The sequence below is a fragment of the Flavobacterium panacis genome (assembly GCF_024649945.1).
GTDB lineage: Bacteria > Bacteroidota > Bacteroidia > Flavobacteriales > Flavobacteriaceae > Flavobacterium > Flavobacterium panacis.
This window is the reverse complement of the sequence record NZ_JANKMS010000010.1, coordinates 25,895-47,971: the sequence shown is the minus strand read 5'-3', so window position 1 is coordinate 47,971 and position 22,077 is coordinate 25,895. Positions and strand designations below refer to the sequence as shown.

Annotated in this window: 23 protein-coding genes; 14 read left to right on the top strand and 9 right to left on the bottom strand. The window is 33.5% G+C overall.

Features of this window, described 5'->3' with window-relative positions:
• Window positions 1-129 precede the first annotated feature (129 nt).
• Together NQQ59_RS19735 and NQQ59_RS19730 are read left to right on the top strand one after the other, a co-directional pair.
• Window positions 130-864, top strand: coding sequence for a metallophosphoesterase family protein (locus NQQ59_RS19735; RefSeq protein ID WP_144216645.1), 735 nt, complete (start codon window positions 130-132; stop codon window positions 862-864).
• A 50-nt stretch (window positions 865-914) separates the two neighbouring features.
• A complete protein-coding gene (locus NQQ59_RS19730; protein WP_144216643.1) occupies window positions 915-1,442 on the top strand; it encodes a DUF6646 family protein in 528 nt (175 codons plus the stop codon).
• A gap of 128 nt (window positions 1,443-1,570) precedes the next feature.
• Here the strand turns inward: NQQ59_RS19730 and NQQ59_RS19725 are convergent, their stop codons facing one another.
• The 5 genes from NQQ59_RS19725 to NQQ59_RS19705 all read right to left on the bottom strand — a co-directional run bounded on the left by NQQ59_RS19725 (window position 1,571) and on the right by NQQ59_RS19705 (window position 7,361).
• Entirely contained in the window at window positions 1,571-2,224 is a 654-nt protein-coding gene (locus NQQ59_RS19725; RefSeq protein ID WP_144216641.1) for a 3-oxoacid CoA-transferase subunit B, read from the bottom strand.
• Window positions 2,225-2,325: 101 nt separating this feature from the next.
• Window positions 2,326-3,027, bottom strand: coding sequence for a CoA transferase subunit A (locus tag NQQ59_RS19720; protein ID WP_144216623.1), 702 nt, complete (start codon window positions 3,025-3,027; stop codon window positions 2,326-2,328).
• Window positions 3,028-3,192: 165 nt separating this feature from the next.
• Window positions 3,193-5,493 (bottom strand): penicillin-binding protein 1A, encoded by a 2,301-nt coding sequence (locus NQQ59_RS19715; protein ID WP_144216621.1) that lies wholly within the window; start codon window positions 5,491-5,493, stop codon window positions 3,193-3,195.
• Between the two features lie 10 nt (window positions 5,494-5,503).
• Window positions 5,504-5,983 carry a gliding motility lipoprotein GldH gene (locus NQQ59_RS19710; protein ID WP_144216619.1) on the bottom strand — a complete coding sequence of 160 codons (480 nt, stop codon included), beginning with the start codon at window positions 5,981-5,983 and terminating at the stop codon, window positions 5,504-5,506.
• Complete coding sequence (locus tag NQQ59_RS19705) at window positions 5,967-7,361, bottom strand: PSP1 domain-containing protein (protein WP_144216618.1); 1,395 nt, start codon at window positions 7,359-7,361, stop codon at window positions 5,967-5,969. The genes NQQ59_RS19710 and NQQ59_RS19705 overlap by 17 nt, the downstream gene beginning before the upstream one ends.
• A 270-nt stretch (window positions 7,362-7,631) precedes the next feature.
• Here NQQ59_RS19705 and NQQ59_RS19700 point away from each other — a divergent pair, with 270 nt between their 5' ends.
• The 12 genes from NQQ59_RS19700 to NQQ59_RS19645 all read left to right on the top strand — a co-directional run bounded on the left by NQQ59_RS19700 (window position 7,632) and on the right by NQQ59_RS19645 (window position 18,200).
• Window positions 7,632-8,423: a hypothetical protein gene (locus NQQ59_RS19700; RefSeq protein ID WP_144216616.1), complete on the top strand. Its 792-nt coding sequence runs from the start codon at window positions 7,632-7,634 to the stop codon at window positions 8,421-8,423.
• A gap of 197 nt (window positions 8,424-8,620) precedes the next feature.
• Complete coding sequence (locus NQQ59_RS19695; RefSeq protein WP_144216614.1) at window positions 8,621-9,799, top strand: ankyrin repeat domain-containing protein; 1,179 nt, start codon at window positions 8,621-8,623, stop codon at window positions 9,797-9,799.
• 33 nt (window positions 9,800-9,832) lie between these two features.
• Window positions 9,833-11,179, top strand: a complete 1,347-nt coding sequence (locus tag NQQ59_RS19690; protein ID WP_257698413.1) for an ankyrin repeat domain-containing protein — start codon at window positions 9,833-9,835, stop codon at window positions 11,177-11,179.
• A 52-nt stretch (window positions 11,180-11,231) separates the two neighbouring features.
• Window positions 11,232-11,753, top strand: a complete 522-nt coding sequence (locus NQQ59_RS19685) for a hypothetical protein (RefSeq protein WP_144216610.1) — start codon at window positions 11,232-11,234, stop codon at window positions 11,751-11,753.
• Between the two features lie 19 nt (window positions 11,754-11,772).
• Complete coding sequence (locus NQQ59_RS19680) at window positions 11,773-12,060, top strand: hypothetical protein (RefSeq protein WP_144216608.1); 288 nt, start codon at window positions 11,773-11,775, stop codon at window positions 12,058-12,060.
• 20 nt (window positions 12,061-12,080) lie between these two features.
• Window positions 12,081-12,623, top strand: a complete 543-nt coding sequence (locus NQQ59_RS19675; RefSeq protein ID WP_144216606.1) for a hypothetical protein — start codon at window positions 12,081-12,083, stop codon at window positions 12,621-12,623.
• A 172-nt stretch (window positions 12,624-12,795) separates the two neighbouring features.
• Window positions 12,796-13,656, top strand: coding sequence for a hypothetical protein (locus tag NQQ59_RS19670; RefSeq protein WP_144216604.1), 861 nt, complete (start codon window positions 12,796-12,798; stop codon window positions 13,654-13,656).
• A gap of 166 nt (window positions 13,657-13,822) precedes the next feature.
• Window positions 13,823-14,590, top strand: a complete 768-nt coding sequence (locus tag NQQ59_RS19665; protein WP_144216602.1) for a hypothetical protein — start codon at window positions 13,823-13,825, stop codon at window positions 14,588-14,590.
• A 27-nt stretch (window positions 14,591-14,617) separates the two neighbouring features.
• Complete coding sequence (locus NQQ59_RS19660) at window positions 14,618-15,370, top strand: hypothetical protein (RefSeq protein ID WP_144216600.1); 753 nt, start codon at window positions 14,618-14,620, stop codon at window positions 15,368-15,370.
• 16 nt (window positions 15,371-15,386) lie between these two features.
• On the top strand, window positions 15,387-15,881 hold the full coding sequence (locus tag NQQ59_RS19655; protein WP_144216598.1) for a hypothetical protein: 495 nt from the start codon (window positions 15,387-15,389) through the stop codon (window positions 15,879-15,881).
• A gap of 59 nt (window positions 15,882-15,940) precedes the next feature.
• On the top strand, window positions 15,941-17,143 hold the full coding sequence (locus tag NQQ59_RS19650) for a hypothetical protein (protein WP_144216596.1): 1,203 nt from the start codon (window positions 15,941-15,943) through the stop codon (window positions 17,141-17,143).
• A 10-nt stretch (window positions 17,144-17,153) separates the two neighbouring features.
• Complete coding sequence (locus tag NQQ59_RS19645) at window positions 17,154-18,200, top strand: XAC2610-related protein (protein ID WP_144216594.1); 1,047 nt, start codon at window positions 17,154-17,156, stop codon at window positions 18,198-18,200.
• 55 nt (window positions 18,201-18,255) lie between these two features.
• Here NQQ59_RS19645 and NQQ59_RS19640 read toward each other — a convergent pair whose 3' ends face one another.
• The 4 genes from NQQ59_RS19640 to trhO all read right to left on the bottom strand — a co-directional run bounded on the left by NQQ59_RS19640 (window position 18,256) and on the right by trhO (window position 22,005).
• Entirely contained in the window at window positions 18,256-18,486 is a 231-nt protein-coding gene (locus tag NQQ59_RS19640) for a ferredoxin (protein WP_144216592.1), read from the bottom strand.
• Window positions 18,486-19,727, bottom strand: a complete 1,242-nt coding sequence (locus NQQ59_RS19635; RefSeq protein ID WP_144216590.1) for a peptidase U32 family protein — start codon at window positions 19,725-19,727, stop codon at window positions 18,486-18,488. The genes NQQ59_RS19640 and NQQ59_RS19635 overlap by 1 nt, the downstream gene beginning before the upstream one ends.
• A 448-nt stretch (window positions 19,728-20,175) precedes the next feature.
• Window positions 20,176-20,622 carry an IS200/IS605 family transposase gene (gene tnpA / locus NQQ59_RS19630; protein WP_144216588.1) on the bottom strand — a complete coding sequence of 149 codons (447 nt, stop codon included), beginning with the start codon at window positions 20,620-20,622 and terminating at the stop codon, window positions 20,176-20,178.
• A gap of 24 nt (window positions 20,623-20,646) precedes the next feature.
• Complete coding sequence (gene trhO / locus NQQ59_RS19625) at window positions 20,647-22,005, bottom strand: oxygen-dependent tRNA uridine(34) hydroxylase TrhO (RefSeq protein ID WP_144216586.1); 1,359 nt, start codon at window positions 22,003-22,005, stop codon at window positions 20,647-20,649.
• Window positions 22,006-22,077: the final 72 nt, after the last annotated feature.

The window sequence follows — 22,077 nt, the reverse complement described above, 5'->3', positions numbered from 1 at the left end:
TAAAAAGGAAAGCAATAAAAATGCACCCGAAATAGTTATAAATAGTATCAATTTTTAAAGAATATAAATTAGGTGAGTGCAAACCAATAATTCTTTTTATTTTTGTTCTTCTACTCGAAAAATTAAATAATGCGAACATTTGTTATAGGTGACATTCATGGCGGATTACTTGCACTTGAACAAGTGATGAAAAGAGCCGAAGTTACCACAGAAGATACTCTAATTTTTTTGGGCGATTATGTTGACGGCTGGAGTCAGTCTGTTGAAGTGATCGACTATTTGATTGATTTAAAAAGCAAACAAAACTGCATCTGCATAAGAGGGAATCACGATCAGCTGGCATTAGACTGGCTGGAAGAACGAAATGATGACTTTGATGAAGAAATGTGGTACAAGCACGGCGGAAAAGCAACTGTTGAAGGTTACGCTAAAATTTCGGCTGATAAAAAGAAAGCTCATATCGAATTCTTGGAAAATCTTCAAGATTATTACCTTGATGATCAGAATCGTTTGTTTGTTCACGCAGGTTTTACCAATTTAAATGGTGTAAAATGGGAATATTTTTCAAAACTATTTTATTGGGACAGAACACTTTGGGAAACGGCACTTTCATTAGACCCAAAATTAAAGGAAGACGATTTACACTATCCTAAAAGATTTACCGTTTATAAAGAAGTTTACATCGGACATACTCCTGTTACCAGAATAGGAAAAACGGTTCCAGTAAACAAAGCTTGTGTTTGGAATGTTGATACGGGTGCTGCCTTTAGAGGTCCGCTTACGATTATGGATGTCGACACCAAAGAATACTGGCAAAGCGAGCCGTTAAACGAATTGTATTTCAATGAAAAGGGTAGGAATTAATTGATAAAAAAATTACATTTGCCCAGCAAAATAATTAATATTTAAAGTTTATGAAAAAGGTTTTTACACTCTTGTTTTTAGTATCATTCGGATTTATTAATGCACAAAGTGCCTTTACAGGAAAAGGTGACACAAGAGTAAATGTTGGAGCTAACCTTCAAGATGGTGGGTCTGGAATTCAAGGATCTATTGATTTTGGTTTAGGAGAAAATTTCTCATTTGGTTTTGTTGCAAACTACTTATTAGGCGTTGATAATTTTAATGGTTTTTACCACGGCAGTACAGTTTATTACGGCGATGCAAAACCAGATTTCGGTGATCGTTTTGATGCAAAAGCAAGAATAAATGCGAACTTATCTAGTGTAATTGGAGTGGAACAATTGGACGTTTATCCTGGTTTAAGCTTAGGTTTGCATAATTTTGGAGGACATGTTGGTGGTCGCTATTTCTTTACTGACGGATTTGGTGTTTTCACAGAAATCGGATTTCCAATTGCAAAATACGGTTCAAACAATGATCCATTTTATCATTTGAATAATCAAGCTACTTTTAGTTTAGGAGCTTCTTTCAATCTATAATATTTTGTGTTTTGCCAAAAAGGCACAAAGACTCAAAGTTTTTATTATAAAAAAACCGCCTTATTGGGCGGTTTTTACTTTTACTTAAAAAATACTTTGAGTCTTTGTGCCTTTGTGGCTGTATTTTTCTAAATCGACATTTCAGGAATTTCGCCTTCGATGATTAAATCAGCTTCAGTCGAAGCGATGATATGCTCGACTGAGACACCTGGTGCTCTTTCTAAGAGCTTAAAACCTTTTTCTGTTACTTCGAGAACCGCGAGCTCCGTTACAACCTTTTTAACGCATCCTACGCCTGTTAATGGCAAAGTACATCTTTTTAAGATTTTTGACTCTCCTGCTTTGTTCACGTGCATCATGGCAACAATGATATTTTCGGCAGAAGCCACCAAATCCATTGCGCCTCCCATTCCTTTTACCATTTTCCCTGGAATCTTCCAGTTGGCAATATCTCCGTTTTCTGAAACTTCCATTGCGCCTAGAATAGTCAAATCTACTTTCTGGCTGCGAATCATTCCGAAACTAAATGCCGAATCAAAAAAACTGGCACCCTGAAGCGTGGTAATAGTTTGCTTTCCTGCATTAATAATATCAGCGTCTTCTTCTCCTTCAAAAGGAAAAGGTCCCATTCCGAGAACACCATTTTCACTTTGGAATTCAACTGCTATATCTTCTCGAACGTAATTCGCTACCAAAGTCGGAATTCCGATTCCAAGATTTACGAAATAACGGTCTTTAACTTCTTTTGCAATTCGTTTTGCTATATCTTCTTTTGTTAACATAGTTTGAATGTGTCTTTTTAATGTGTCAATTAGTTAATTTGCCAATTAGAAAATGCTCAAGTAAACTAAAAAATTATCTAATTATCACATTTCCTAATTATCTAATTTCTAGCTCTTACAGTACGTTGTTCAATTCTCTTTTCAAACTTTTCTCCTTGAAAGATTCTCTGCACCATAATTCCTGGAATATGAATCTGATTGGGATCTAATGTTCCAACAGGAACCAATTCCTCAACTTCCGCAATTGTAATTTTTGCCGCTCCAGCCATTGGCGCATTAAAGTTTCTTGCTGTTCCCTTAAAAATCAGATTTCCAGCTTCATCACCTTTCCATGCTTTTACAATAGCAAAATCGGCTTTGAAAGCTTCTTCCATAATATGCATTTTTCCGTTGAATTCTCTAGCCTCTTTTCCTTCTGCAACTTCAGTTCCGTAACCTGCTGGTGTAAAGAAAGCTGGAATTCCCGCCTGGGCCGCTCGACAGCGTTCTGCCAAAGTTCCCTGTGGTGTTAATTCAACTTCCAATTCTCCTGAAAGCATTTGACGTTCGAATTCGGCGTTTTCTCCCACATAAGAAGAAATCATCTTTTTAATCTGCTTTTTCTGCAACAATAATCCTAAACCAAAATCATCTACACCTGCATTGTTAGAAATACAAGTTAAATCTGAAATGGAAGTATTTACCAAAGCTGCAATTGTATTTTCTGGAATACCACACAATCCGAAACCTCCAAACATGATGGTCATGCCACTTTCAATTCCGCTTATAGCATCCTGAACGTTATTTACTTTTTTTGTTATCATAACAAACTATCTTTATTGCTGAATATTTTTGATAAAAATAAGATTTTTAGATGAAATTATAACGATTTCGTAAAAATAAAACCAAAAGAAAAATCCCTTTACAAATCTTTCAAAAGAACTGTAAAGGGATTGATATGTAATTAAATACGTTTTATTGCAACATTGTTACAATTCAAATTCATCTGTATTTTGTTCGGTCTGCGTTGTATCTTTTACAATCGCTGGTCTTTGGTAGCAATCTACTTTGATCGAAAGGTTTGCTGGACGTTCAAATTCTGCTTTAGAAATTTGAAGATCTTTATCGGCATAACATTTTTTCATATAATACCCCCAAACTGGTAATGCTGCAGTTGCTCCTTGTCCGTACGTCAAACTTTTGAAACGTGCAGAACGGTCTTCACACCCAACCCAAACACCAGTTACTAAATTAGGAACCATTCCCATAAACCATCCATCAGACTGGTTTTGTGTTGTTCCTGTTTTACCAGCAATCGGGTTTGTAAACATGTACGGATAACCTGTCCAACGATTATCTCCACTTCCACCGCCTTGCGTACGCAAACGTACACCAGAACCACTTTCTGTTACCCCTTGAAGTAATTTGATTACTGCAAAAGCAATATCTTTATTTAAAACGTCATGAGACTCAGGAATCGGTTCGTAGATCACTTCACCACTCTTATTCTCAATTCGGCTTAAAAACTGTGGTTTTACATAAACACCTTGATTAGCAAATGTGCTGTACGCCGCAACCATATCTTCAACAGTAATATCTACAGCTCCTAATGCGATTGAAGGTTGTACTGGAATTTCTGTTTTTACTCCTAACTTTTTAGTTAATTCTACAACTGCTTCTGGACTCGTTCTGTCAATTAATTTTGCCGAAACGGTATTAATAGAAGCCGCCAAAGCTTGTTTTAAAGTAACCATTCCTCTATATCTATAATCAGAGTTTCTTGGTTCCCAGTCTGCAGTAACGTGGTGGCGTCCTTTATGAATCATGAAAGGTCCATCTAGAATAGAATCACAAGGAGACATATTTAATTCTTCGATAGCAGTTGCATAAACGAATGGCTTGAAAGTAGAACCTACTTGTCTCGCTCCTTGTCCTACGTGATCATATTGGAAATATTTGTAATTGATACCTCCAACCCAAGCTTTAATTGCTCCTGTTTGAGGTTCCATCGACATTAAACCAGACTGTAAAAAGTGTTTGTAATAACGAATAGAATCAAGAGGCGTCATTGTGGTATCACGCTCCCCTTTCCAAGTAAAGACACGCATTTTTGTCTTTATTTTGAAAGAAGCAATAATATCCTCTTCACTTTTATCTGCTTCTTTCATTTGAGCCCAACGAACAGAATTTTTCATGGCTTGCATCATGATTCTGTCTGTTTCAGCTTGTGTAATATTTACGAAAGGAGCGTTTTTATTGTTTTTTTGTTCAATAAAAAACTGCTGTTGAAGGTTTTGCATATGAGCCGCAACTGCTTCTTCTGCATACGTTTGCATTCTAGAATCTATTGTAGTATAGATCTTAAGTCCATCTTTGTAGATATCGTATTCTGATCCGTCAGGTTTTTTATTTTCGGTAACCCATTTTTTCATATAATCACGAAGATACTCTCTAAAATAAGTTGCCATACCTTCACGGTGGCTTTCCAATTTAAATTTCAACGTAATTGGCAAGGCTTGAAGTCTTTCTTTTTCAGCTTCTGAAATCATTTTTGCCTTTTCCATCTGAGACAAAACCACATTACGACGATTTTTTACTCCCTGTGGATTACGAACTGGATTATATAAACCTGAGTTTTTGAACATTCCAACCAAAATTGCCGATTCATCAACTGTCAAATCTTTTGGATCTTTAGAAAAATAAGTCTGAGCTGCTGAACTTACCCCAACAGAATAGTTTCCGAAATCATAAACGTTGCAGTACATCGCTAAAATTTCATTTTTGGTATATTGTCTTTCCAGACGAATGGCGATAATCCATTCTTTTATTTTTTGTACAATCCTGAAAGGCAAAAACTTAGAACCTTCACCATGAAATAATTGTTTTGCAAGCTGTTGCGTTAATGTACTTGCACCTCCATTTGTTCCTAAACTAAAAACAGCTCTTAAAGTTCCGCGTCCGTCAATTCCTGAATGTTCGTAGAAACGTGCATCTTCAGTTGCCACAAGTGCTTCGACTAAATTTTTAGGTAAATCAGAATATTTAAGTTGTGATCTGTTGGTTTTGAAATATTTACCCAGCACTACTCCATCAGAAGAAATGATTTCTGTAGCAAGGTTTGAATCTGGATTTTCTAAATCCTCAAATGAAGGCATAGAACCAAATAATCCCCATGAGGCAAATAAAAAGAAGGCTAAAATCCCTAGCATTGTGTAGGCAAAAACCCGCCAGAATTTCTTTTTATAATAATTAATATCCTTGTTTGATTGATTGTTTTTTTTAGCAGCCATAACTATTTATCTAATCTTTTTGTTCTATTCTAAAACCAACGTCTGTAATTCCTTCTAAAGCTTCAACACCAGGTATTTTTCCTGATTGTCTTACTGCTTGTTTGATGTGGACTTTGTAAGTTCCTTTAAACTTAACATCTTCTTTGTAAAACAGTTTACTTTCTTTAATATCAGTAAAACCGTTTCCTAGTAAAGTCCCGTCTGGAGCTGCCATTTGGTATTCTAAAGTATCTACTTTTGTAAATCCGCTTGGCGCTTCAATAGCAACAATTAAAAACAAATTATTAAACGGATAATTGTTGTTGTCTCTAATGTTTACAAATAAATTGTACTTTTTTGTAGAATCTAAAACTGGCAGATTAAAGCTTACAATACTGTCTTTATGCCAAGCACTTCCAACAGATTTATACTCGTCGAATACTCTTTTTTTATCACAAGAAAAAAGAAGTATTGCCGCCAAAAGAAGAATTCCGCTATTTTTTATTCTCATTTTTAGTATTCGTTATTGGTTTTCTAGGTTCAGCAGATTTATTTTCATTAGAATTCTGCTTATTCGAATTATTTTGTTTATTCGGATTTTGCTTATTTCTATGATTTTGCTTATTTGAATTATTCTGTTTGTTCTGCTGATTCGGATTTCCATTTCCTGAAGGTTTATTATTTCCTGCAGGTTTAGGATTATTATTCGTGTTTTTTTCCTGTTGTGGTTTCTGCTGAGTCGGAACACCTGCAGGTTCAGCATTTTTGCGTTTGCGGTTTGGCTTTTTCTTTCTTTTTGGTTGGTCAAAACGAGTTAAACTCTCTTGTCCCATTGCATTATTGAAATCCTTTTCAGGCTCTGCAACTACCTCAACAGCAAAATCTTCTAAAGATGAAACTTTATTTTTTTGTTTGTTCTCAGCAATAATTTCTTTTACCTGATCAATTTTTAAAACATGCCAGTTTGCGAAATTGTTGGTGTAGGCAAACCACATTAAGCCTTTAAAAATATCCTGTTTTTGGCAAACGGCATCACCTTTTTCAGTAATCAGTTTGGTATCATAATCTGGAAAATCTTTAAGAGCATCCATATAAGTGTCTAACTCATAGTTCAGACAGCATTTTAATTTACCGCATTGTCCAGCCAATTTCTGTGGATTCAATGATAATTGCTGATAACGTGCCGCAGAAGTATTTACACTTCTAAAATCGGTCAACCAAGTTGAACAGCAAAGTTCACGTCCGCAAGAACCAACTCCACCTAAGCGAGCTGCTTCCTGACGGAAACCAACTTGTTTCATTTCTACTCTCGTACTGAATTCTTTAGCAAAATCTTTAATCAGCATTCTAAAATCGACACGATCATTTGCGGTATAGTAAAACGTCGCTTTTGATCCGTCACCTTGAAATTCGATATCCGAAATTTTCATTTCCAATTTATGCTGAATAGCCAATTCACGTGCACGAACTTTCATTGGTTCTTCACGATCACGTGCTACAGACCAGATATCAATATCTTTTTGAGATGCTTTTCTGTAAATTTTTGGAACTTCATTACTTTCGTAATTCACTCCTTTTTTCTTCATTTGAATCTTTACCAATTCTCCTGTAAGAGTCACTATACCAATATCATGTCCTGGTGAAGCAACAGTTGCTACAATATCACCAATACTTAAAGTTAATTTTTCTGAATTTCTAAAAAATTCCTTACGTCCGTTTTTAAAACGAACCTCCACACAATCAAAAATCGCCTCTCCATTAGACGGGCTCATGTTCGAAAGCCAGTCAAAAACTGTCAATTTATTGCAGCTATCGGTGCCGCAAGTCCCATTATTTTTACAACCTTTTGGTGCGCCACCATCTGAGGTTGAACAACTTGTACATGCCATAATTATATATGTAGTGCTGCCACAATGCAGCTTAAGTTCATAAACGTTTGATCGGTAAAGATAGTATTTTTTTTATTTGGCTATTTATAGATTAATTCTAAAGGCTTGTTAAATAAAAAATCACTCTTTTTTTCGAGTTCCAATATCTTCATTTTTTTTATCATTAGTCAAAAAACATTCCATAAAATTTACCTTTCGCAAAAGCTTATTTTGAAAAGTGAATAGAATCGGCTTAACTTTAGGCTCATTTATAAATTTTAAATTCAAAACATGACATTTTCAATACTTACCAACCGAAACGAACAAGAAAAAATCGTAAAAGACTTTGACTATATTGAAAATGAATTGAATAAATGCAAAAAGATAGACGATTTTATTATCTTAAATAGCGTTCCCGCTATTGATAACGCCATTTATCTACAAGCAATCGTTACAAGCAAAAATAAGTTTACGCTCGAAATAAGACTGGAAACTGAAAATGATTTTTCTCAATTTGGTATCGAAGAAGCAGACAAAACAGTTTGCCTGAACATGTTTAAACAATATTTCGAAGGTCATTTGCCCGATTTAAATCAATGGGAAAACATTACAAAATATGTGAAACAATATTACTATGATAGCGAAATTGGTCTAAATCAAGAAACTGTACATCCATCATTCAATGATTACTTCAAAGAGGATTGCTATTTTAGTATAAGTGATTATCATTCGCCATTTGGGAATGATGCCGGATTTGACACCATGATGGAAGCCGAAAGGTTTTTACAAAGTGATGATTCTAACAATTTTTATCTCATACAGTTAATCGACGAAATGAATATTGAAAGTTATGATTATGATGAAAAGAGAGATAACGAAAACTTGCATTTAATCGTTTACAATCATAATTGTGCTGTGGCAATTGGCTTTACAAACCTAAAAGTAAACGGATATATTCTGGAAGATGTAAAAGAAAAGACGTTAGATTCACTTCGTTTTTTAAATCAAGTACAAAATCACGAAAATTATCAAACCATGATCGCCGATTTAAGTAAAGTGGAAGCTGTAACCTATGGTTCGTAAGTCTTCGGTTTTTGACTGTCAATGCTAATTTTTTCTTCAGAAAAACATATTCTGTCTGTTTTATGCCGTAAATGGTCTTTTTTACTTTTTATCCTGAAATATATTTACGATTTTTATGTTTTATCTTACAGCATGGTTTTTAATCTAAGACCAAACCGTACTTAAAGTTTATCATTCATTTTTTAAATATATTTCAAATGCAGACAAACCAAATTGAAAATTTCCTTTTTCAGGGAAAATTTGACGAGGCCAGAGAATGCCTAAATAACGGAGAAAAGTTTAACGAACAATATCTTAAAAACAACTTTTCGCAGATCGCAGCCAGAATTATCGAAGCGAAAGAGATTGATTTTATAGAAAAACTCATAAAAGCCGGTTTTATTGAAACGGATATTTACGAATTGGACAATTTTGACCAATCTATTTTTAAACCACTGGCTTTATATTTAAAAGATGACGAAGATTCGATTGCTTTTTTCAAAGAATTGATGTCAAAAATAGACAACATTAATGACGAAATCAGCGATAAAACGCTACTTGGTTATTTTCTTGAAAAAGGAATGTCGCCAAAAATTGTTCAAGTTTTAGTTGAAGATTTTGGAGCTAACACTCAGTATAAGAACAATGCAGGAGAAAATTTCATCTATACCATTCTAAACACTTATGGTCTTGACGCTGAAAAAGTAAAAGAATACATCAGCATTTTGATCAACAATGGCGTTGACATCAACGAGAAAAACATTGTTGGAACGACTCCACTAATTTGTGCTGTTAAGAGAAATCAAAAAGACGTTTTGCCATTTTTATTAGAAAATGGTGCCGATCCTAATGAAACTGATAACCAAGAAAACAGTTCTTTTTATTATGCGGCAGCTGAACAATTTTCTTTTCCGATGTACGAACTTTTAGCAGAATCCTCATCAGCCAATTTTAATAGTATCAATAAAAACGGAAAAACTTTGCTTACAGAATTTATTCGAATGATGTCTGATTCTGAATATGATCTGAATTCGCTGCAAAGATTATTATCAGATGGAGCCGATTTAAATCATTGCGCTGAATATTATGGAAATCCGAAATCAGGTGTAGATTATATTGTGGAGAAAAAATCAGGTATTTTAAAATCAGTGCTTGATACTGGTTCTGTTGATGTTAACGAACAAGACAACCAAGGTAACACTGTTTTACACAAAGTCTGCGCATATAATGTAAATTATGATGCCGAAGCCGCAAAAGAAATTTATAGAAAAGTAAAACTACTTCTTGAAAATGGTGCCGATAAAGAAATCACCAATGATAAAGATGAAACGGCTCTTATGCTTGCTTCTGGCGACAATCTGAAAATTAAAACAGTCGAGCTTTTAATGAAAAACTAACGATTATTTATTTAAAAAACTTTAAACATGTCCATGTCCTTTATAGTTGCCTGTGAAAACGGGAACAGAAAAATAGCCGAATTATTGCTTCAAAACAAAGAAGTAGACGTTAAGTATACTGATGAATTAGGAAGAACAGCTCTTCATTATGCTGCACATCGCGGTTATCTTGATATTGCAAAAATCCTTACCGAAGATGGGGCCGATATTAATTACGAAGATCATCAGGGAGAAACGCCATTGTATTTTGCCTGTCTTCAAAAACAGAAACAAACTGCATTGTTTCTTTTAGAAAATGGTGCAGAAATTACCAAAAACGACAAATACGGAAACAGCCTTCTGCATTTAGTCGTTCAAACAGCTCAAATCGAAATTGCAACAAAGTTGCTTGAAGCCGGAGTTGATGTTAATTTACTGAATAACAATGGAGAAACACCATTATTATTGGCTTCAGCAAAACTAAATCGAGAAATTATTCAGTTGCTTTTAGACAAAGGAGCCGATATTAATATTACCGATAAACAAGGAAATACGCCTTTATTGTACGCTTGTTATACCAAATCGATTCCGATGGTAACCTTGCTTTTGGATAATGGTGCTGATGTAAATCATGTCAATCATTCGGGAGAAAATGCACTTTTAATTGCCTGTTATGAAACCAATCGAATGTTGGCCAAATTATTGGTTGAAAGAGGTGCTGATGTTTTCACTTCAAATAATAATGGATATTCTCCTATTTGGTACGCTTGCGCGAATAATCAAAAAGAAATTGTGGCCTTGTTTTTAGAAAACGGAGTCGATGTCAACTACAGTAAACCTGTTGCAGGCGACACTTCATCAATGAATGATTATCTGGATTGGGTTACAAGTGCATCAAGTATTGCTAATGAATCTAGTTTTACATTAAACAGCTCTTATACTTACGGTGGAGAAAGTCTTTTGCATGTAGCAACTAAAAAAGGTAATCTAAGCATGGTAAAATTATTGATTGAGGCTGGAGCAGATATCAACATCCAGGACGAATCTGGAAATACGCCATTACATTACAGCGCAGCCAACGGAAAGAAAGATGTTGTAAAATATTTATTGGATAATAAAGCCGATGCTTCAATCGTAAACGTAAAAGAGCAAAAAGCAATTGATTATTCGAACGTAAAAGGTTTCAATGAAATCACAGAATTAATCTTGAAATATGCGCCTTCGGGAACAGTTGTAACTCCGATAAACACAGCACCACAGACTGAAGCTCCAAAAGCGGACACTTCAAATTCTATGGAGGCTAAGAAAAAAGCATTACTAGATTTAAAAGAACTTCTGGATGCTGGGATTTTGACTTCGGAGGAATTTGAAAGCGAGAAAAGTAAAATTTTGAAAGGATAATTTTTCTTTTACCAGAAAAGTATCAACGTATTCAAATCATATCTATCATTTTATGACTCAAATTGTCTCTAAAGAAAACCGATTGAATGAACTTTTGAATTTTGGATTTCCAAAAGAATTTTTAGAAAACATCGGAAAGATTCCTGAACTGGCCTATCGAGTTCAGGATACAGAAGGAGCTTATTATTATTTGCCCACGATATTGAATTATGAAATTCTGAAGGGTAAAGACATTGTTCCTATTTATGGTTCTGGTGAAAGTTTTTGTGTTCTTATTTCTGATAACGAATCCAGAAAAATTATTTGGTTCGAATTAGAATGCGATGAGATTTATAGAGATTACAGAGATAACTGGGAATTGCTCCTTATGGATATCATGATTGAATATTTTGATGATACTATTGATAATGAAATCGGAATCGAACAATTCCAATCCGTTGCCCATAAAATAGGTTTCAGTAAATCGGAAGCATTGTTTCGATTAAGAAATCTTTCGATAGACGAATACAACTCCAAATATGAAGAGATGGAAGAATGGCGAAATGAAATAGCAAGGGAACTACAAATACTTTAAACAGTAAAAAAACCTTACAATGAAAAAAATCATATTCATCTGTCTCTTTACAATAATTACTTTTACTGTACTTACTTTTTCGACTGCCTCTCTACAAAGACAAGTTGATGGAAATGACAGGTATGGTTTTCCGGCTTCTTTCTATATACTTTATAGCGAAATGGTCTACCCCGCACCTGTAGAAGACATGACCCGCTTCGTTTTTCTAAATCTAGTTCTGGATATTGTCGTTGCTTTTGGAATCACAATCATCATTCTAGGAATTTATAAGAAGATCATTAAAAAATTAAAACCCCTAAAAGAATAAATAATAAACAAAATTAAAAAATGAAAAAAATATTAAATACCACAATCTTATTTTTAGTAGTAATAGCAGGAAGTTTAATCGCTACTTCTTGCTCTAACTTTTCACCAGAAAAAACTTTTGATATAGCGGTTCTAAATTCAAATTTATTATCCCGTTTTGGAAGTAAAGAAATTAATGAAAAGCTACAATCAGAGGCACAAGTTTATGATGAAAGTCAAAAAAAGATGATTCCTTCTTCTTATCAGGATGCTTTCAAATATGATATATCAAATTTAGAAATCCGTTTAAAATCCATTTCGGAAATAACAGAAGATGAAGACAACAAAGAGCTTTTACAGGCATCAAAAGACCTATTCTCTTATGTAATTACAAAACAAAAAGAAGGTTATTTACCAATCGCTAAGATGAAAGACGAAAAAGCTTCGCCAGAACAAATAGAAAAAGCAATAGCCGATTTTGACACTTCAACTCAAACCGAAGTTGATGCCAAGTTTACCAAATTAATGACCATTGGAAAAGCATACGCTGAAAAGCATAATATTGATGCCAAATTTGGGATCTAATAAACTTATCGCTCTTAATAAATAACAAGAACCCTACTTTGTAGCATTACAAGTAGGGTTTTGTTTTTTATCAGATTTTGTAAGTATTAAAACTTATTTGGGTTCTGAATTCCACATAAGTCCATATATTTGAGAATTGACAACAATTTTCTCTATATAAAAAAACAAAAAAATGAATCAAAAAACATTGGAAGAAAGACATCCGGTATTTAAAGAATTATATAATCGAGTTGATGATTTAATATATTTAAGCAATTATACAACTTTTAGGTTACTCTCTGATTTTCGTACAAATGATGACTCTTTAACCATCCTAGAAATGTATGGAGAATTGCTTAATAGTTATCCTAATTTAAAAGATATACCTTTTGCGGCAGAGTTTAATTTTAATGATAATGACAAGGTATTACTTCTATCTCCTGACAATTGTATTACATATATTGACCAAAACAAAGACAATAGTTATAAAACAATCAGTACATCAATTGAACAGTTGTTTGAAAATAAAGTTTCTGAAATTCCAGATAATGATAACATAAAGCATGTGCAATCTATGGGACATAAGTATCAAATCATAACTAAGGATATAACAATAGAAGATATTTTACCTTCAAACCGATACATTGAATTGGCCGAGAATGGATATTATACAATTGATGATTACAAAGAATTAATATTAAAAATTTTTCAACTTGATAGCGTTTCCGGAGATGTTTATAATGTAAAAATAAATACATCAAACGTTGAGAGTGACATTAAGCATGAGATTGCTCTGGTGAAAAACAATAAAATTGACAGTTTTGATTTAATGGAATCAGACGATCCAAGCACCATCAATAGTGGTGATGGATTTCTGAGTTATGATTTCATCAAAAACATGACAGATTATTTTGCTATTAATAAAAGCGGAAACTTCTTTTTCAAGTTCGCTGAAGTCCCTAAAGCTTTTACCAAACACAAGGAATATTTTATATTTATTAATGAAGCAGAATTTGAACAATTAGTCAAATTTAATTTTCGATTTAGATTTTAACTTAGTAATCTTTATTGATTCGGTGGAAAGAGGTGATTCTTTTTAAAAGAATTCACCTCTTTTTATTTTGAGATTAAAAACACAATAAACAGAGAAACTTCTCACAATATTCACTTTTAATGCTATTTTTGAAGAAAATGAAAACAACTGTGATTATAAATAAAGAATGAAAAATAAAATATACTTTTTACCTCTTCTTATTCTTCTGTTTTCTTGTCATAAAAAAGATTCTACAACTGCTTTTATTAAAAAGGCTATCGCAAAAGATAGCATAGAGTCAGTACAAACAGAAACTGATTCTGTATACAGAGTTGTTTTTGAAGTCAATTTTCCTCCAAATGCTCAGGACATAGACGAAATTGATTTTGCTAAAGAAAAACCTATCGGCGAATTTGAATTGAAGGGAAAAATTCCGCTGAAATATTCTTTTCATTTAGAAAATGACTCGATAGTTTCTCTTTATCAATTTAAAAACAACACATTTCAGTTTGTAGAAAAGATAAACTATCAGCCCATTTATTGGCATTTTGATGGAAATGAGCTTGTTTCGAACTTTAAAATTCTTGATTTTGATCATGATGGAGATGAAGATCTGGTATGTTGGGTATTTTCGAATATTAACGGAAATGAATGGACAGTTGTATACCTAAATGACCAAACTCAGCAAAAACTGGTAAAGTTATACAATACAGCTGATGATACAGCTATTTGGGATAAACCAGAATTTGACAAAAAGACCCGAACAATAAACACAGAACGCTATGGAAGCGCTTTTGGAACTTCGGAAGAAGGCAATTATAAATTAAATAATGATCTGACTATTATTCCATTAAAAAAACATTATCAAGACCGAACTGGGAAAAATGTGTTTGATTATGAATACATTGGAAAGAATGGAAAATGGAAATTAAAATCTAAAATTAAGAACCAATAATCTGTTAAAATATTCAAGTAAATCAATATGAACAAATATTATTTTCTGCCAATCCTAATTTTAATCCTTTCTTTATCCATAAGCTGCAAGAAGGATTCTAAAAACAACTCAGAAACACCGAAAACAGAAGTTGTAGATCTAAAAGAAATCCCAGAAGTTGAAGAAACTACAGTCGAAACCAAAAAGAATCCGACCGATTTTATTCCAAAAAATTATGTTGCTTTCGATACCATTTATGGCGATTTAGATAAAGATGGGCTAGAAGATTGTGTACTAATCATTAAAGGAACTGATAAAAGCAAATTTGTTAAAGACGAATCGCGAGGTGAATTAGATCGAAATCGAAGAGGAATTTTAGTACTCTTCAATAAAAATGGAAATTACGAAATGCTGGTGAAAAATTACAATTGCTTTTCTTCTGAAAATGAAGATGGTGGTGTTTACTACGCTCCTGAACTTGATTTTGGAATAGAAAAAGGTAAATTATATATTAATTATCGTCATGGCAGGTATGGCTACTGGCAATATACATTTAGATATCAAAACAATGATTTAGAATTGATTGGCTATGATGAGAACAGTAATCGCGGGCCTATTACGCTTACAGAAACCAGTATCAATTTTTTAACCCGAAAAAAAATTGTCAACCAAAATGTTAATGAAAACACTTATGATGGTGAGGAAATTTTTGAGAAAACAGAATCTAAAATCAAAAGAACAAAATTGATTAAATTATCTGAAATCAAGGATTTTGATGAACTTGAAGTTTCAAACGATTAATTATTACCTTAAAAAAATGAAAAGCAAAATACTTTTTCTAGCCCTGATTATCATTCTCTTTTCTTGTCAAAAAAACGAAAAGACAAAAGCCACAGAACCTGTAATCACTAAAAAGGTTGTTGTAAAAGACAGCGCAAAATCTGAGGCGACAGAAAAAACAGTTGATTCGATAACTTGTGTTGATGTTGTTTTAGAAATTCTCACCACTGCTCCTTCGTATGTTGAAGGAACAAAAGGTTTGTACGAAGCTGTTGTAAAAAATGGCGGCACTTCATTCGGAATTACTGTTGAAGGAAGTCCGAATCCTAAAATTGACAAAGCTTGGAGTTATTCTGAAACTTATGATTTAAATCTTCACGAAACTTATCCTGATCGAATGCCAACAATTTCACGTTACACATTTGATCCTGCTAAAAAACAACTTTTTGAGTATAATACTGCAAACGACAGTTTGATCCCAATTGATTTTAATAAAGATTTACTTTTAAAATTTGACAAAATCTGTAAATAAGACATTAAAATTGAATAGTAACGAAAGAAATTTCATTTAACCAAAAGTATTAGAATCATATGACTAGAAACTTAAACCGACTCGGACAACCCGTTTTTATTTGCTCTTTGATGATTCTAATTCTTAACGATTGGTTCTTTAAAAGCATTTTCCATAATTTCATTACAGGAAAACTATCCGATTTTGCTGGTTTATTTGCCTTTCCTTTCTTTTGGAGCGTTCTTTTCCCGAAGAGAATTAAAGAAATCCATTTGGGTACACTCCTATTTTTTGTGTTTTGGAAAAGTCATCTCTCAGATGCATTTGTTGCATTTACCCAAACCTGCAGAGTGGTCGATTTTTCAGATAACATTGCGCTTATAAGTATTTTTATTTCCTATCGGTCACTTCAAAAAGAGGCTTCTGTTTTAAAACTTTCTCCTGTTTTTCTATCGTTGATTGTATTGCTTTCCTGTTTCTCTTTTATTGCAACGACGCAAAAACGGGAACTTCAAGATTATAATGAAAACTTAAATCTTGTTTTAGACAATCAAACAGACCAAAAGTTAGTGGTACTGATTGATTTTAAATATTCTGAAAAAGAAATAGACACTTATAAAAAGCTTCAAATTTCAGAAACTATAAAAACATTTAAAGAGATTTATGCTAATAACAAAACCTTTGTTTTCAAAAAATCTGATTCGATAGACATTGCAAAAGCAGTAAACGAACAATGGAATATCATGAATACAAACACTATTTCAGAACCAGTAGTTTTGGATATTCAAAAATCAGCAACTGTTCAACTGCCTAAGTCGTATCATGAAAACTTAGTCGGTTTTCCAGAAAACTTCAAAATTTCAGTGCTTGATTCAAAACAAAAGATCATTAAAACGTACAATAAAAAGACCTTTTTCGAAAAAATAAACCAAAATTCATCTGTTGTACAAAATGAGTTTTTTTGCGAAAACACCTTATATCTAACTTTTGGAGAAGCAAAAAAACCTTTCATCGTATCTTATTATTATGGAAAATGGGAATCTAAAAACACTGGAACTTTCAATAAAATAGAATTCAATTCGAAATATTTCAGCAATGACAAAACAGGCGATGTATACGATTGCGAATATAAAAACGACACTATTTTAGTCTATACTCCAGAAAAAACACACATCGGAATAATGAAAAAACCGAAAGATGATGTGCTTGTTATTTCATGGGATAACAAAAAGACTTTAACATACAAAAAATCATCAGAACCAACCTCTTTAGGAAATCAGTAATTCTATTATCATGAAATTAAAACTTATTTCTTTTTTTCTATTTGCTTCAATCGCTTTTGCAAATGCTCAAAAAGCCTATCTCGTTAATGATTTTATGAAAGGTTATACGTTGCTTTTTGTGACACAAACTACAGGCACTAAAATAAAACAATATTACAAGTTGACTGAAAACGAAAGCAAGAAAATGGTACTCGAGTTTGGCTTGAAAGAACTTTCTAAACCAACAATATTAAAAACCGCCAAAATCACTGCATTCAAAAATATTTCAGAAAGTCATATTCATATTTTGGGTGATGCTAATTTTGATGGTAGACAAGATATTTGTATTTATGAAACAGAGGCATATGATGAAGGTTGTTATACACCACAAGCAACCGCTCATGTTTTTATTAATTTGCCAACTTCTTTTGTTGAAAGTCCAAGTATAAGCGATGTATATAACAGCGCAAACTGTATGCGAGGAGGATCATTTGACATTGACACAAAAAACAAACGACTTATAACCTGGAGCCTTGGTGGAGCCGCACTTCACGGATGTTCACAGTATAGTGTTTCAGGCATCAAAGCAAAAGAAGAATGTTACTTTGAAGAAGATGGATTTGGTGCATCTCCATTTTCGCAAATAACGGGCAAAAAATTAGAAAACAACAAATGGGTTCCTTTTACCTCCCTTTCTCTATATGAAGAAGGTTTAGAGGAAGATAAACTGCTTGCCTTTGACACAAAAAATGGCAAAGGACGTATCATACTTTTTAAAGTAAATAATGTACTTTATTATGCTTTTCAGCAAAATGACCAATACAAGTTTATTTCTTTTGCTCATCCTTCGAGCCCAGAAAAAGCATCTAAAGCAACATTTAAATTCCGAAAACAGAATTCCACTTCTGAATTAGAATTTAATAGTGGAAGCATAAAATACATCATCTACGAAACTACAAATGCATTTGGAATCAGGATTTACGTAAATGGAAAATTATCGGATTGGCAAGGTACTGCTAAACAAGGAAGTTTAGCTAAATTGACAAACTCCAAATTCCTAAATATTTTAAAGGAATAGTTTTCTTTAATAAAAAAACAGCTGCAGTTTGCAGCTGCTTCTATTTTATATATTTCTAAGTTTCTTTAACCGTAATAATCTTAACTGGACAAGCTTTTGCTGCCAATTCGCAACTTTCAACAATGGTATGATTGGGAGATTTTAAAGTAAAAAATCCTTTTGCATTCTGTGAATGAAGTAATACCGATTTTCCGTCTTTTTTGGACATTTGAAAATGAACCGGATCCATTTCAACACAGTAATTACAACCAATGCATTTGTCTCTTTGTAAAGTAACAATGACCATTACGCTTCAACAATTTTATATAATTTGTCCGACATTCTGATTCTAAACGGAAGTTTGAAAGTACAATCGTCTCCTTTTGTTGCTTTTTCTACCGTAAGATCATTCACAAACATTTCGTCTATAATCATTTCCTGAGCTCCTGTACTTGGTCCAGTTACCAAAATTTTATCACCAATTTTGATATCGTAAGCTTCAATCTTGAATTGTCCAACTTCGGCTTTTGGAAAATAATGAGTTCCTTTTCCAACATAAACCTTCTTTTGAGTTGCTGCAGAACCTGGAATATCGCTCCACTCTCCTAGTTCCTGACCCAAATAATATCCAGACCAGAAACCACGATTGTAAACCGTATTTAAAGCTTCCATCCAAACTGCGGTTTTCTCTTTTGAGAAAGTACCTTCGTAATAGGCGTCAATTGCTTCACGGTAAGTTTTAATAACAGTTGCCACGTATTCAGGCGCACGGCCGCGTCCTTCGATTTTTAAAACCTGAATTCCAGAATCTATTACCTGATCTAAGAAATCGATTGTACATAAATCCTTTGGTGACATCATATATTCGTTATCCAATTCGATTTCGAAACCTGTTTCTTGATCGATAACAGTATATTTTTTTCGGCAGTTTTGTTTGCAAGCGCCACGATTTGCAGATGAATTATGCGAATGTAAACTCAAATAACATTTTCCCGAAACCGCCATACACAAAGCACCATGACCGAAAATTTCGATTTCTACTAAATTTCCGTTCGGTCCTTTGATTTGTTCTTTTTCAATCTGCTCTGTGATTTTCTTTACCTGACGCAAACTCAATTCACGACTCAAAACCATCGTATCAGCAAATAAGCTGTAGAATTTAATGGTTTCGATATTGGTCACATTCAGTTGAGTCGAAATATGAACTTCTATTCCAATCAATCTTGCCATGGCAATTACAGCTTGATCTGATGCAATTACTGCAGTAATATTGGCTTCTTTGGCTTTATTCAATAATGTTTTCACAACCGATAAATCGTGATCGTAAATAATGGTGTTTAAAGTAAGATAGCTTCGAACGTTTTTGGCTTCACAGCGATTGGCAATTTCTTTTAGATCTTCGATTGTAAAATTCACTGTAGATCTTGCACGCATGTTGAGTTGTTCAACACCAAAATATACAGAATCACAGCCATTATCTAAGGCAGCTTGAAGCGACTCAAAGTTCCCAGCAGGAGCCATGAGTTCGATTGTATTGTTAATTGTCATTTTTGATTTATTATTCTGATGGCATGTTTTCGAATTTAGCCACCTAACAATTGACAAAAATAATGTGGTATGGATTAGATTTCTATGATTTATATCATAGTCTATATTTAAAAATTATCGCAGGATCATTCATTAAATATAGCTTACTGTTTAAACGTTGAGGATTCACATTGTGTACCCACGGTTAAAACCGTGGGCAATGCCTAAAATCGTTGCGCAATCTTCATCAAATATAGCCCACGGTTTCAACCGTGGGAAACGTATTGTTGCGTTATATTGAGGATGCGCGTTGTCTACAATTCCCACAATCACTGCACAATCTTTATAAATATAGCCCACGGTTTCAACCGTGGGAAAAATATTGTTACGTAACGTTGAGGATTTGCATTGTGCACCCACGGTTGAAACCGTGGGCTATGTTTTTTATAGATTGTGTTATTTTTTGCGTTTAATCTTTTTGGGTATTATTTTCAAATCCATGCAGTTTTATAAATTCATCAAATTCCTGCTGCCCACTCTTTTTAAGGTGGTGCTGTTTCTGATTTTTGATATAATTATAAACAGCATCAAGCTGGGATTCACTTACCGCGAAAGCCGCATAACCTTTTTGCCATGCAAATTTTTCAAGAATTAGATTTTCTCCATTTATACAATGTGAAGAACCTCCTTTCGCTTGACGAATAACCTCTGAAATAGATTTTTGGGGATTTAGTAAAAACAAAACATGCACATGTTCAGGCATTCCATTTATGATTCTAACTGGACAACCTAGTTCAATTAATTCATCGTGAACATAATTATGCAATTTTTTTTCAATTGAATAATCAATTAGTTCTTTACGATTTTTGGTTGCCCAAATAGCATGAATCCATAATTTAGTAAAAGAATGCGACATTGTAAATTAGGGTTTTAAAAACCACTAATTTACAATTTTATACAATTTATCTGACAATCTAATTCTAAACGGAACTTCAAAAGTAACTTTATCACCAATTTTAGCAGATTGAGTTTCTGCGCCATCAACGATGAATTTATCTAAAACCAGTTCTTGATCTCCCGTTGTTGGACCCGAAATAAGGATTTTATCACCAACGTTTAATTCGTGATTTTCTATAATAAATTGTGCTACTTGTGCTTTTACATAATAATGCTCTGCTTTTCCAAGAAGTACTTTTTTTACTTTTATTTTCTGACGAATATCAGCTGGTTTTTGTGCAGTTGCTAAAGCCGTTTCTGGCAATTCCCCTGAATGTTTGAATTTCAAATTTTCAGACTTTCCTTTTCTGAATACTTTGTTTCCAACTTGTTTCCCCGTTCTTAAACGAACTTGATCAACTAAAGGCATGTGGATGATTTCCAGACATTCTGTAGAACAACAGTTTTCCATTGCAGCTTTACATTCATCACATTGAATGAATAATAAATGACATCCATCATTTTCACAGTTAGTGTGATTATCACAAGGTTTCCCACATTGGTGACATTGTGAAATAATATCATCTGTAATTCTTTCGCCCAGACGATTATCAAATACGAAGTTTTTACCAATGAATTTACTTTCTAAACCTTCTTCTTTCAATTGTTTCGCATAATTGATGATTCCACCTTCTAATTGATACACATTTTTGAAACCTTGGTGTTTGAAATATGCACTCGCTTTTTCGCAACGAATTCCTCCAGTACAATACATGACTAGATTTTTATCGTCTTTATGATCTTTAAGCTGTTCGTTGATGATTGGTAAACTTTCTCTAAAAGTCTCAACATCTGGAGTAATAGCGCCTTTAAAATGTCCAACTTCACTTTCGTAGTGATTTCTAAAATCTACTACAATAGTATTTGGATCATCAAGGATTTCATTGAATTCTTTGGCTTTCAAGTGAACACCGATATTAGTTACATCAAAAGTTTCATCGTTTAAACCGTCAGCAACGATTTTGTGACGCACTTTGATGGTCAATTTTAAAAAGGAGTGATCGTCTTGTTCTACGGCAACATTCAATCGGATGCCTTTCATGAAATCGTAAGCTTCAAGGGTTTCTCTAAAAGCTTCAAAATTTTCAGCAGGAACACTCATTTGAGCATTTATTCCTTCGCTGGCAACATAAATTCGACCTAATGCATCAAGGGCATTCCAGGCTACGAATAAATCATTACGAAATTTTTGTGGATCTTGAATTTTGGCATACGCATAGAAAGACAACGTTAGTCGTTGTTTACCTGCATCATCGATCATGATGGCTCTTTCTTCTGCGCTCAAAGTGTTGTACAGTTGCATGCTATAAACAGTTTTAAGTGAGAAATTATTTTTTTGAAAGGTGCAAAGGTAGCTAAAAAGGTTCAAAGTTGC